The 12,317-nt window shown below is 74.3% G+C and carries 12 protein-coding genes; 2 read left to right on the forward strand and 10 right to left on the reverse strand.

The features are described 5' to 3' along the window. Nucleotides 1-43 precede the first annotated feature (43 nt). Together QSK39_RS18780 and QSK39_RS18785 are read left to right on the forward strand one after the other, a co-directional pair. On the forward strand, nt 44-949 hold the full coding sequence (locus QSK39_RS18780; RefSeq protein ID WP_285479036.1) for a LysR family transcriptional regulator: 906 nt from the start codon (nt 44-46) through the stop codon (nt 947-949). Nucleotides 950-1,008: 59 nt separating this feature from the next. Further along, on the forward strand, nt 1,009-1,770 hold the full coding sequence (locus QSK39_RS18785) for an alpha/beta hydrolase (protein ID WP_285479037.1): 762 nt from the start codon (nt 1,009-1,011) through the stop codon (nt 1,768-1,770). On the opposite strand, the gene QSK39_RS18790 is transcribed toward QSK39_RS18785, so the two are convergent. From QSK39_RS18790 to QSK39_RS18835, 10 genes are all read right to left on the reverse strand, one after another. Then, nucleotides 1,732-2,637 (reverse strand): PfkB family carbohydrate kinase, encoded by a 906-nt coding sequence (locus QSK39_RS18790; RefSeq protein ID WP_285479038.1) that lies wholly within the window; start codon nt 2,635-2,637, stop codon nt 1,732-1,734. The genes QSK39_RS18785 and QSK39_RS18790 overlap by 39 nt on opposite strands. Then, on the reverse strand, nt 2,634-4,106 hold the full coding sequence (locus QSK39_RS18795) for a purine-cytosine permease family protein (protein ID WP_285479039.1): 1,473 nt from the start codon (nt 4,104-4,106) through the stop codon (nt 2,634-2,636). The genes QSK39_RS18790 and QSK39_RS18795 overlap by 4 nt, the downstream gene beginning before the upstream one ends. Beyond that, nucleotides 4,075-5,109 carry an ADP-ribosylglycohydrolase family protein gene (locus QSK39_RS18800; RefSeq protein ID WP_285479040.1) on the reverse strand — a complete coding sequence of 345 codons (1,035 nt, stop codon included), beginning with the start codon at nt 5,107-5,109 and terminating at the stop codon, nt 4,075-4,077. Before QSK39_RS18800 ends, QSK39_RS18795 begins: the two co-directional genes overlap by 32 nt. Nucleotides 5,110-5,161: 52 nt before the next feature. Further along, nucleotides 5,162-5,722: a DM13 domain-containing protein gene (locus tag QSK39_RS18805; protein ID WP_285479041.1), complete on the reverse strand. Its 561-nt coding sequence runs from the start codon at nt 5,720-5,722 to the stop codon at nt 5,162-5,164. Next, nucleotides 5,719-6,303, reverse strand: coding sequence for a hypothetical protein (locus tag QSK39_RS18810; RefSeq protein ID WP_285479042.1), 585 nt, complete (start codon nt 6,301-6,303; stop codon nt 5,719-5,721). Before QSK39_RS18810 ends, QSK39_RS18805 begins: the two co-directional genes overlap by 4 nt. Nucleotides 6,304-6,368: 65 nt before the next feature. Next, nucleotides 6,369-7,484 carry a GntG family PLP-dependent aldolase gene (locus QSK39_RS18815; RefSeq protein WP_285479043.1) on the reverse strand — a complete coding sequence of 372 codons (1,116 nt, stop codon included), beginning with the start codon at nt 7,482-7,484 and terminating at the stop codon, nt 6,369-6,371. Nucleotides 7,485-7,501: 17 nt separating this feature from the next. Then, nucleotides 7,502-8,977 carry an argininosuccinate lyase gene (locus QSK39_RS18820; protein WP_285479044.1) on the reverse strand — a complete coding sequence of 492 codons (1,476 nt, stop codon included), beginning with the start codon at nt 8,975-8,977 and terminating at the stop codon, nt 7,502-7,504. A gap of 181 nt (nt 8,978-9,158) precedes the next feature. Beyond that, entirely contained in the window at nt 9,159-10,358 is a 1,200-nt protein-coding gene (locus QSK39_RS18825) for an ATP-grasp domain-containing protein (protein WP_285479045.1), read from the reverse strand. Beyond that, nucleotides 10,355-11,377 (reverse strand): pyridoxal-phosphate dependent enzyme, encoded by a 1,023-nt coding sequence (locus tag QSK39_RS18830; RefSeq protein WP_285479046.1) that lies wholly within the window; start codon nt 11,375-11,377, stop codon nt 10,355-10,357. The genes QSK39_RS18825 and QSK39_RS18830 overlap by 4 nt, the downstream gene beginning before the upstream one ends. A gap of 5 nt (nt 11,378-11,382) precedes the next feature. Beyond that, nucleotides 11,383-12,312, reverse strand: coding sequence for a GHMP family kinase ATP-binding protein (locus tag QSK39_RS18835; protein WP_285479047.1), 930 nt, complete (start codon nt 12,310-12,312; stop codon nt 11,383-11,385). Nucleotides 12,313-12,317: the final 5 nt, after the last annotated feature.

The raw sequence follows: 12,317 nt of genomic DNA on the forward strand, positions 1-12,317 counted from the left end.
GGCGTCCGGGCAAGATCGCGCGCGGCAACCTATCCTTTCTCCCATGGAAAGACTGGACGACCTCGCCTTCTTCCGGGTGGTCGCCGTCAGCGAGACGCTCACCGCCGCCGCGCGCGAGCTGGACGTGTCGCTGCCGGTGGTCAGCAAGCGCCTGAAAGCACTGGAAGAGCGGCTCGACGTCCGCCTGGTGCACCGCGGCGCGCGCCGCCTGACGCTGACCTCCGAGGGCCGGCTCTACGCCTCGCGCGTCGAGGCGATCCTCGACCAGGTGCGGGAGCTCGACGACCTGGTCGGCCACCGCGCCGGCGACCTGAAGGGCTCGATCGTGGTCCAGGCGACGCTCGGGCTCGGCCGCGCGCACGTCGCGCCGCTCGTCGGCGAGTTCACCGCGCGGCACCCGCGGGTGCGGATCCGGCTCCACACCTCGGCGCTGCCCCTGCGGCCGCACCGGCGGGAGTTCGACCTCGCCGTGCACGTCGGCACGCCCCCGGACTCGACGCTGCGGATGCGCCGCCTGGCGCGCAACCGCCGGGTGCCGTGCGCGGCACCGTCCTACCTGGACCGGCGGGGGACGCCGGAGCGGATCGAGGACCTGGCCGGCCACGACTGCATCGTGCTCCGGGAGAACGAAGGCGACTTCGCGCTGTGGCGGTTCGGTGGCGCGGCCCAGCCCCGCCAGGTGCGGGTGCACGGCAGCCTGTCGAGCAACGACGGCGACATCGTGACGGACTGGGCGCTGCAGGGCCGCGGGATCGTCATGCGCTCGGAATGGCAGGTCAAGTCCCATTTGGACAGCGGCGCCCTGGTGCGGGTGCTCCCCGGCGTGCCGACGCCGCCCGCCGACATCTACGCCCTGCTGGCCGACGACGTCCACGTACCGCGGCGGACCAGTGAGCTGATCACCCACCTGGCGGCCCGGCTGCCGGAACGGCTCGCTTTCCCCTCGTGAAAGGCAGCCTTTCCCCGGGCGGCGTAGCCCGGAGGTCGCGCCGCGCTTAGGTTGCGAGGGTGACGACCTTCGCCGTCCGGCTCGCCGACCTGCCGCCCGACCACCCCGGCCGCCGGCTCCTGACCGGGTACTCCCCGGCCTTCGCGGCCCGGAGCGACCCGCGGTTCTCCTACACGGTGTTCGTGCCGGAAGACCTCCGCGACGGCGAACGGCCGCGGTTGTGGGTGTGCGTCCACGGCACGCGCCGGCGCACGAAGCTCTACCTGGACGGGCTGGCCGGCCTGGCCCGGGCCGAACGCGCGGTGGTCCTGACGCCGCTGTTCCCGGCGGGCATCAGCGCGCCCGACGACATCGACGACTACAAGTTCCTCGAGCACGCGGGGATCCGCTTCGACCGGGTGCTGCTGGGCATGGTCGACGAGGTCGCGCACCGCTGGAACGCCGACGCGTCGGCCTTCTTCCTGCACGGCTTCTCCGGCGGCGGGCAGTTCGCCCACCGCTTCCTCTACCGCCACCCCGAACGCCTGACGGCGGTGTCGATCGGCGCGCCGGGCCGGATCAGCCTGCCGGACGGCGAAACGCCCGGCGCGATCACGCGGGTCCCGGTCCAGCTCGTGATCGGCTCGCTGGACACGGACCCGGCGGCGATCACGTGGATGCCGGGCGAAGGCGGTGCCGACCGGATGTCCCGCGCCCGGACGTTGGCCGGTGCCCTTCGCGAGTTCGGGGCGGACGTCCGCTTCGACGTCGTCGACGGCGTCGGCCACGACGGTGCGGGCGTGCTACCCGCGGTGATCGGCTTTCTCCTGGCGAGCCAGTAGCTCGTCGACCTCCGCGCGGGACGGGCTCGTCGCCGGGCCGTACCGGCCGACCGCGATCGCCGCGGCGGCGTTCGCGCGTCGGGCCGCGACGAGGATCGGTTCCCCGCGCAGCAGCTCCGCGGCCAGCACTCCGGCGTGGGCGTCCCCCGCGCCGTTGGTGTCCACCGGGTCGGCCGGGAACCCCGGCACGCGCACGGTCACGCCGTTCTCGGCGACATCGCACCCTTCCGCGCCGACGCGCGTGACCCGCACCGGCACGGCCTCGACGCCGTCCACAGTGGACATCGCGGCGGCTTCGGCGGCGTTGCACGAGAGGATGTCCACGTGCGGCAGCACCGCCCGCCAGACGCCGGGGGCGATGTCCGCCGCGAGCGGGCCGGAGTCCAGCAGCACCCGGTGCTCCCCCATCGACGGCAGCCACGCGAGCAGCGCGTCGCGGTTGGACTCCCGGAGCAGGCTGTACCCGGTGACGTACACCAGGTCGCCCGCCCGCGGCCGCACCCGGTGCAGGTGCTCGGCCGTGAGCGTGCCTTCGGCGCCGGTCTCGGTGATGAACGTCCGTTCGCCTGCCGCGTCGACCAGGACGACGCACACGCCGGTGTCGGCGGCGGCCGGGGTCTGGACGAGCTCGACGCCTTCGGCCGCCAAGGCTTCCCGGACCAGGTCGCCGAACCGCCCGGTGCCGTGCTCTCCCGCGTAGACGACCTCCGCCCCGGCGCGGGCCGCGGCGGCCATCACGTTGAACCCGCCGCCCGCGGTGAACCGGACGTCCGAGGCGAGCACGTCCCCGCCCGCAGGCGGCAGTGCCTCGACCCGCATCACGAGGTCCACGATGGCCTGTCCGGTGTGGACGAGCCGGCCGGTCATCGCCGGATCCTCGCACCGCCGAGCGCGGCGTACAACCCGGCGCCGACGGCGAAGGTGACGACCCAGCCCAGCCCGTTGGTGCCGAGCCAGGTGCCCGCGAGGGGTCCGGTGAACCAGGCGTCGTCGCCGGTGCCGGCCGTGGTGAACAGGTAGCCCGCGACGATGGCCGCGGCCCAGGCCAGCAGGGCGCGCGGTTCGCAGCCCGCGCGGTACCAGTACGCGCTGGTGCGGTGCACGTCCATCAGCGCCGCCGGGTCGTAGTCGTGCCGGCGCACCATGTCGACGACGAACACCCCGACCCACGCCGTGATCGGCACCGCCAGCAGGCTGATGAACGCGATGAACGGGCCGTAGAAGCCGTCCGCCACGAGCATGAAGTAGAGCGAACCGAGGAACGTCACGACGATGTCGACGACCACGGCGTACACGCGCTTGAGCCGGATGCCCAGGGTCAGCGTGGTGAGGCCGGCGGAGTACACGGACAGGTGGTTCGACAGCAGCAGGCCGCCGAACGCGGCGATCAGGTACGGCACGGCCATCCAGCTCGGCAGCAGCTCGCGGATGGCCGCGACCGGGTCACCCGCGGAAGCGAGCGACGGATCGTCGGCCGAGACCAGGCTGCCCAGCGAAATGAGCAGCACCAGCGGGATCCCCGCACCCGCCGCGGCCGAGGCGACCAGCGAGCCCGCCCGCACGGTGGGCGACTGGTAGCGCGACATGTCGGCGGACGCGTTGGCCCAGCCGATCCCGGTCCCGGCGGCGATGGTGCCGACGCCGGCGATCATCGCGCCGACCGGCGCCGGCGACGCGGCGAACACCTGGCCCCAGTGGATGCGCGTGATCAGGCTGACCGCGACGACGACGTTGAGCGCGCCGAAGATCCACGTCGACCAGCGCTGCACCGCGACCAGGACCGCGTGGCCGAGCCCGGAGACCGTGACCGTGAGCAGGACGAACAACGCCACGCCGGCGATCGTCAGCACCGGGGACGCCTTCGCGTCCGCGTTCGCGCCGAACAGGATCGCGCAGAGGGAGAGGAACGCGAACGCGGCGGTCGTCGTGTTGACCGTCTCCCAGCCGAGCCGGGACACCAGCGACACGACCGTCGGCCCGATGTTGCCCCGGACGCCGAAGACCGCGCGGGACAGCGTGAGCCCGGGTGCGCCACCGCGCCGGCCGGCGATCGAGACGACGCCGACGACCGCGAACGACCCGGCGGCGCCGAGCACCGCGACCAGCGCCGCCTGCCAGAACGCCAGGTGCTGCACCGCGACCAGGGTCGCGCCGAGCGGCAGCCCGAGGATGCTGATGTTCGCCGCGAACCACACCCAGAACAACTGCATCGGGTGCCCGTGGCGCTCGCCCGCGGGCACGGGCTCGATCCCGCGGGTCTCCAGCGCTCCCGCCCGCTGCGGGCTCGCCACCGTGTCCGCGACGCTAGCGCCGGGGACCTGACCTGATTCGACCATCGTTACCTCGCACCTGCAGGAGGCCGTCCACGATGACGGCCAGCTCGAGCCGGTTGACCGCGCGCACCTTATCGACCAGGTGGGCGGGCAGTCCGGAAATCCCGTGGTGTGCGCCGAGGATCGCCCCGCACACGGCTGCCACGGTGTCGGTGTCGCCGCCGATCTCGGCGGCGAGGGTCAGGGCCGCGACCGGGTCGTCGCCGAGGATTTCGGCGAGCGCGAACGCGGCGACCACGGATTCCTGCGCGGCGACCGACGTCCCGATGACCTGGGTGAGCGCGTCGGCCAGGCCGGCGCGGCCCAGGCCCCGCACCCAGCCGCGCGCCCAGGCGATGCGGGCCGCGATGTCCCCGCCGGCGATCCAGTGCCCGCGCAGCGCGCCCTCGGCGGCGGCCTGTTCGGCTTCGCCGAGGGAGGTCTTCAGGTCGGCACCGTCCACACCGGACGAGACGGCGGCGGCCACCGCGGCGGCCGCGGCGATCCCCAGGCCGGTGTTGTGGGTGACGCGGCTGGCGGCGACGACGGCGTCGAGGAATCCTTCGCCCAGCGGAGTGGCGATGCCGATGGGGGTGATCCGCATGGCGGCGCCGTTGGTGGCCCCGTCCCGGCCCGCCTCCTCGGCGCCGTCGCCCGCGTCGAGGCGGTCGAGGGCGCGCCGGGTCGAGGGGCCGAGCAGGTCGAGCGAGCCGCGGCGGATCATGTCCGCCTCCCACTCGCGCAGGGCGGCGGCGAAGGCGTGGGCGTCGATCCGGCCGCCGCCGTCGATGGCGAGCCGGGCCACGAGCACGGCCTGTTCGGTGTCGTCGGTGATCGACCCGGCCGGCATCCCCGGGGCGATCGGCTGCTCGGCGACGGCGTCGACGAACCCGCTGATCGGCCCGTACGCCCGCGCGATGGCGGCACGCGACATCGACTGCGTCGGCATGCCGAGGGCGTCGCCGATCGCGAGACCGTAGAAGGCGCCGAGCGCTCGCTCGCGCATCAGCGACTGCCGGGTGAACATGTACAAACATGTACAGCGCCCGACGAGGACGTGTAAAGCCCCTGGTCAGCGGTCAGGCGCCGCCGGTGGACAGCTCGGCCGCGCCGAAGGAGACGTCGAAGCGGTCGCACCAGATGCTCACGCTGGTGTAGCCGGCCAGGTCGGTGCCCGCGGGCAGGGGGTAGTTCTGGTTCCCCTTGTTGCCCTTGAGCTTGCCCGCGTCGAGGTACCGGCCGTCGTCGAACAGGCCCCAGCCGTCCTTGCCGGGCTTCACCGGGGCGTCGCTGAGCCAGACGTGCACGTCCGGGCCGCTGCTGGTCGCCAGGTTCTCCAGGCGCAGCACGAGCGCCCCGTCGGCGGCGCGCAGGATCCGGACGGTGCCGGCGGTCCGGTGCTCGTGGCTGACCAGCGTCCCCGTCGCGACTTCGGCCGGCGCGGCGGGCTCGGTGGGTGCGGACGGCGGTACGGCGGGCCGGGACACGGGGCCGGCGAGCGGCAGGGACTCCTCGACCGTCTCGTCCACCCAGAGCCGCCACGGCTGGAACCAGTACAGGCCCGCCGCGACCGCGACCAGCCCCGTGACCAGGACGCCGACGACCCGGGGCCGGGTGAGTAGGCGCCGCGTGCGGCTCATGCCGTTCTCCTGTCTTCCGCGCTTCGCTCGCCCGCGAGGGACAGCCACGACATCCCGGCGGCGACGCCGAGCATCGTGACCACCCCGCGCGGCCAGAAGATGTGACTGTCCAGAAAGGACACGCTCGCGAGCAGGAGGACCACCCCGCCCGGCACGGCCCACCACCCCGCGCGCAGGACCGCCGCCACGGCGATCAGGACGCCGGCCACGAGGAAGCAGGCCGCGCCGATGTGGCCCACCAGGTCGCCGGCCGTGAACACCGCGCCGAGGACCGGGGTGGCGCCGTGCTGGGCGTGGACCACCGTGCCCCCGGCGATCCCCGCGACGGCGTCGAGGCCGCCGTAGAACGCCGCGTACCCGAACGCCGCCACCCTGCCGGGCCATCGGAGCCACGGCGGCGCGGACGCCAGCAGGGACCACGCCGCCACGCCCAGCAGCGGGAAGACCGGCAGCAGGATGATGTGCAGCGTGGTCCACCAAGGCGCCGTCGCGGCGTCGAGCCGGGCGGGGTGCACCGCGCCGAACCCGGCCAGCAGGAGACCTGGGACGGCGACGAGGAACCCACGCAGTGACCTGGACACCGGGCGACCGTAGCCCGGGTCGGCCGGGGAACCGGTGGTTCACGGCATTAGGAAACCCTTACGCGTCACCGCACCAGGGCGTCGTGGCCCAGGAGGTCGCCGAACACCGAGACCGCGCGGTCGACCGCGTCGTCGTCCACGCCCGCGTGGGTCACCGCGCGGATGCGGTCGGTGCCGAGCTCTTCCACCCGGATCCCCCGCCGGCGGGCCGCCTCGATCAGCGTCCGGGTCGTGTAGCGGTCGTCGCGGACCTTGAAGAACACCATGTTCGTCAGCGGCGGGCCCGGGTCCAGCCGGACGCCCGGGATGCGCGACAGGCCGCGGGCGAGGCGGGCCGCGCGGGCGTGGTCGTCGGCCAGGCGCTCGGTCATGTCGGTCAGCGCCACGATGCCGCAGGCCGCGATCATCCCGGCCTGGCGCATGCCGCCGCCGAGCATCTTGCGCATCCGGCGCGCCGCCGCGATCGTCACGCGGTCGCCGACCAGCACCGAGCCGATCGGCGCGCACAGGCCCTTCGACAGGCAGATCTGCACCGTGTCCGCGTGCTTGGCCACCTCCGCCGCGCTGACGCCGAGCGCCACCGCCGCGTTGAACAGCCGGGCGCCGTCCAGGTGCAGGGCGACGCCGTGCGAGCGGATCAGCCGGGACACCTCGCTGAGGTAGTCCAGCTGCAGGGGCAGCCCGCCGCAGCGGTTCTGCGGCGTCTCCAGGCTCAGCACCGCCGGCGGCGCGATCTGCGGGTCGCTGCGGTCGACCGCGCACGCCTCGGCGATCGCGGCGGGGTCGATCGTGCCGTCGGGCAGGTTCGGCAGCGGGTCGTAGACGATGCCGCCGCACAGCGACGCGCCGCCCGCCTCGTAGACGTACACGTCGGACTCGTGCCCGACGATCGCCTTGCCGCCGCGCGGGCAGTGCGCGAGCAGCGCGGTCAGGTTCGCCATGGTGCCGCTCGGCATCAGGCAGCCGGCCTGCTTGCCGAGCAGCTCGGCGGCGAGCTGCTCCAGCCGGTCCACGGTGGGGTCCTCGCCGTAGACGTCGTCGCCGAGCGGGGCGCGCGCGGCGGCTTCGAGCATCGTGGGCGTCGGCAGGGTGAAGGTGTCGCTGCGCAGCTCGACGTAGGTGTCCTGGGCGGACGCGGGCTCCGGGCGGAGGGTCGCGAGGTCGTCGGCGAAAGTGGTCACAACAGGCTCCTCAGAGGTCAGTGGGTGAGGGTTCGGACGGCGTCGTCGAGGCCGATTTCGGCCTGGCTCCAGCGCCAGCGGCGTTCCTCGGCCGCGGCGCGGATCCGGGCGAACCCGGCTTCGGCTTCGGTGACGGCGGCGAGCACGGACTCCCGCGCCGGGCCGCCGCCGTGGGCCGCGTGCTGGGCGACCTCGGCCGGGTCGAGCGCGGCGAGGACGTGCGGCGGGTACCCGGCCAGCCGGACGCGGGCGACGTCGTGCAGCGGCACCCCGGCGTCGAGGGCTTCCTTGGCGATGGCCCCGACTTCGTGGTGCGCCTGGCGGAACGGGACGCCGGCGTCGACGAGCCGTTCGGCCAGGTGGGTGGCCGCGGTCTGGCCGTCGACGGCGCGTTCGTACATCCGTTCCGGCACCGGCTCGGCGCCCTCGACGACGAGCCGCAGCAGGACGACGGCGTCGGTCGCGGCTTCGAGCGCCGACCACGCCGGGGCGACGGCTTCGGTGCCGACGGCGATGGCGTTGGTGAAGCGGGCGGTGGCCATGGCGCTCGCCGACGCGGTGAACGCGCCGAGCGGGGCCAGCGCCCGGCCCTGGACGTGTTCGAGCAGGAACGGGTTGCGCTTCTGCGGCATCATCGAGCTGGACCCGACGACGTCGTCGGCCAGCCGCAGCAGCCCGGCCTCGGCGCTGGTCCACGCCTGCAGGTCGTGCGAGACGCGGCAGAGCAGGACGCCGAGGACGGTGGCCGCGGAAAGCTGGCGCAGCACCAGGTCCCGCGACGCGACGGCGTGCAGCGAGTTCGGGATCGGGGTGGCGAAGCCGAGCAACGCGGTGGTGCGGTCCTGGTCGACCGGCAGCGACGTACCGCCGACCGCGCCCGCGCCGAGCGGGTTCTGGTCGATCTCGGCGCCGGCCTGCCAGACGCCTTCGACGTCGCGGACGAGCGCGCTCGCGACGCCGGCGAGGTAGTGGCCGTAGGTGATCGGGACGGCGGGCTGGTGGTGGGTGTAGGCGGGCATGGTGACACCCGCCCAGCGCCGGGCCCGCTCGAGCAGGGCGCGGCCGAGGGCGTCGGACTCGGCGAGCAGCCGTTCGTGCGGTTCGCGCAGCCGCAGCCGCACGACGGTGGCGTTGAGGTCGTTGCGCGAGCGTCCACTGTGGAGGATCCCGCCGACCTCGGCACCGAGGGTGTCGATGAGGTGGGATTCGTAGGCGAGGTAGCGGCCCCGGGGCGCGGGGACGTCGTGCAGCGGCGCGAAGCCTTGTTTCCGCAGGCTTTCGATCCCGCGGAGGAGTTCGCCGGCCCGAGCGGAGTCGACGATGCCGCGTTCGGCGAGCATGACGACGTGGGCCCGGTCGACCTGGCTGATGAGCCCGAGCTCGGCGGCGACGGGATCGGGCGCGGGGGCGGTGTCGCGGTCGAAGAGGATCTCCCGGGCCGCGGCGGAGATGGGGCTGGTGAGCCGTCCGGTCCCGCCTGGGGCGATGGTCATCGAGGTGCTCCTTCCGGGGTGTCCGGGTGGGGTGTGGGAAGGGATCGGGGTGGTCGGTGCCGACTCGGCGCGGCCCGGTCGGCGGCGGAGGCGGGTGGACCTCCGCCTGCCGCGGGCGGCGGCGCGGGTCGGCGGCCGGCCGCCACCACTGGCGCTACCGTCGCGATCAGGAACCGCAACGTCATCGGGCCTCTCCTCTCGGCGCGGGCACCAGGGCCGCGCGCAGCCGGTCCAGGCCCGCGACCGCTGCCGCGCGGCCTCCCCTGGGCCGGTCCGCCACCGCCAGGACGTGCCCGGCCCGGTCGCGGTAGTCCCGGGCCGGGCGGACCACCGTCCCGTCGGGCCGGTACAGCCGGGCCTCGACGACACCCGGCACACTCGATGCCTTCGCCTCCGCGTCACCGGCCGAAAGCACCGACGTGGCCGTGGCCGTCAAGAACCGCAGCGACGCGCACGCCCGCCGAGAAGCCCGCAGGTCCGGTGGCAGCCCCAGGACCGCCGCCACCTGCGCCGCCACCAGGTCGACGCCCGTTGCCGCGCGGACCAGCTCCGGGATCATTCCGCCCGCCGGGCGCGGGTTGACCTCCATCAGCCGCGGCCCGTCCGGGGTCAGGCGGATCTCGACGTGGGCCGCGCCGAAACCCAGACCCAGCGCCGTCACCGCCGCTCGGGCCGTGTCGATCAACGCCGTCTCGTCCAGCGGCGGCAGCGCGGCCGGGACGTCGTGGCCGACCTCGACGAAGAACGGCGCCGGTCCCAGGTGCTTGCGCACCACCGCCACCACGACGTCGCCGAACAGCTCCACCGAGTACTCCGGCCCGCTCGCGTACGGCTCCACCAGCACCTGCGCCGGCACCGGCAGCCCGCGTTCGTTGTGCGTCACCGAAAGCAGCGCCGCCGCCTGGGACGCGACCGCCTCGGGCGTCTCGCAGCGCAGCACGCCGACGCTCCCCGACCCCTCGGCCGGCTTGAGCACCACCGGGAACTCGACCGCCGCCGCGACGGCCGCCTCCACCGAAGTCGCCACCGTGCACGGTGCCCCGAGCACCGCCCGCTGATGGGCCTTGTTCCGGCACTCCGTGACGGCCAAGGGATCCGGGCCGGGCAGCCCCAGTTTCGCCGCGATCCGGGCCGCGACCGGGATGAAGTACTCCGAGCTGCTCGTCACCCCGGCCGGCTCGCCGATGTCCTCAGCCAGCACCGCGCACGCGTCCGACGTGTCGCACCGGACGACGCGGATGCCGTCTTCGGCCGCATAGGGGTAGCGCGAAGGATCGGCCGCGGCCAGGACCGGCTCGAACCCGAGAGAACGGGCCTGCCGCGCGAACAGCCGCCCGGTGCCGGTGGTGTTGCTCTCGACGAGCAGCAGCGTGCGCTTCACGACGCGTCGGCCAGCGAGCGCCGGCCCCAGTTCAGCCAGGTCCACGAGCCGCCCGGCTCGGCAGGCGTGACGACCTCGTACGGCTCGGCCGCCCCCGAGTGGGCCAGCCCCTGCGCGCGCAGCCACTCGTCGGAGTAGACCGTGTCCTGGTAGCGGTAGCCCTCGTCCGGCAGCAGCGCGACGACCGTCGCGTCCGGGTTGCGGCGCGAGAACCAGTCCGCGACCTTGAACGACGCACCGCTGGTCGGGCCCATGAACAGGCAGTGCCGCGCGTACAGCTCCCGGGTCGCGGCGAACGCTTCGGCCGCGCCGATCCAGTGCACCTGGTCGTAGCCGGTGTGGTCGACGTTGGGCGGCACCAGGCTGTTGCCGAGCCCGCGCAGCACGCGCGGCCCGTCCTCCTGGCCGAAAATCGCACTGCGCTGGGTGTCGACGCCGATGAGCGTCAGGTCCGGCACGAGCATCCGCAGGAACGAGCTCGTGCCCGACGTCGAGCCGCCGGAGCCGACCGCGCCGACCAGGCAGTCGGGCACGCCGATCGTCTCGGCGAGCTGCTCGGCCACCAGCGCGTACGACCGCGGGTTGTCGGGATTGCTGTACTGGCCCGGTACCCAGTGGTTCGGGTACTCCGCACGCAGCTCTTCGAGCCGGTCGAGCCGCGCGCGCTGGTAGCCACCGACCGGGCTGGGCTTCGGGCAGATCTCGACGCGGGCGCCGAGGTGTTCGAGGCGGCGCTTCAACGGCGCGTCGATCGCCGGGTCGCCGACGATCGTGAGCGGGTAGCCGCGCAGCCGGCAGACCATGGCGAGGCCGAGGCCGAAGGTGCCCGACGAGGTCTCGAGCACGGTCGTGCCGGGACCGACTTCACCGCGTTCTTCGGCGCGGTCGAGCATGAACCGGGCGGGCAGCAGCTTCATCAGGCCGAACGCGGCGACGTGGAAGTTGGGCCGGATGCGGATGATCCGGGGCAGCTCGGTCGCCTCCACGACGGACCGGCTGACGGGTGCGGCAAGGGTCATCGGACTCACCTCTCGGTTTCGAACTGCCAGGTCTCGGTCACGTCGAGCCGCGTCGCGGCGAACTCCAGCCGCGCCGGGGTTTCGGCGTCGGCCGCGTCGAAGATCAGGCCGGCGACGTCGCCGCTGTGGGCGACCTGCACGCCGGCGGCCCCGGCGGCGCGGGCGACGGCGAGGATGTCGTCCAGCCCCGGCACGGGCAGGTGCCGCTGGTTGAGCAGGGTGCTGGCGGTGGCGACGCGGCCGAGCAGGCCCGCGTCGCCGTCGCGCACGGCCCGCCGGAGCAGGCCGCGCAACGGCCGGAACGCCTCGATCTCCCACGACGTGTAGCGCGCCGGGGTGAGTTCGAGGGTGTCGACGCCGCGGCCGCCCGGGCTGGTCCCGAACCCCAGCACGGCCAACGGCATCAGCTCACCGAGGTCTTCGATGGGCTCGCCTTCGCGGTGGGCGAAGACCACCGCGCGGCCGCCGTACATCAGCGAGTCGGACGCGGTTTCGGCTTCGACGGCCAGCGCACCGACCTCGGCGGGCGAGAGCCGGCGGCCGGTCGCGGCGAGGACCGCGCCGATCGCCGACGTCACGTCCGCGGTCGAGGAGCCGAAGCCGCGGCAGAGCGGGATGTCGCTGGTGATGTCGAGCAGGCCGCCGGGGACCGGGTGCCCGAGCCGCGCCAGGGTGAGGTCCGCGGCGCGGCGGGCTTTGGTGCGCCACGCGGGACGCACGGTCGTGCCGTCGTCGTCGGTGGGCAGGAACGTGGCGCGGGTGCTGTAGAGCGGGCACGGCAGCGTGACGAGCCCGCGGCGGAGCCGGCCGTCGGCGACGAACACCCCTTGCAGGATCTCGCCGTGGTGGGCGTCGACGCGGAAGCTCCCCGCGCGCGGGTCGGTGACGGTGACGGTGGCCGGCGCCGGTGCGGCGACCGCGAGGTCTTCGGTCATGGCGT

The sequence above is a fragment of the Amycolatopsis sp. NBRC 101858 genome (genome assembly GCF_030269325.1).
Classification (GTDB): Bacteria; Actinomycetota; Actinomycetes; order Mycobacteriales; family Pseudonocardiaceae; genus Amycolatopsis; species Amycolatopsis ponsaeliensis.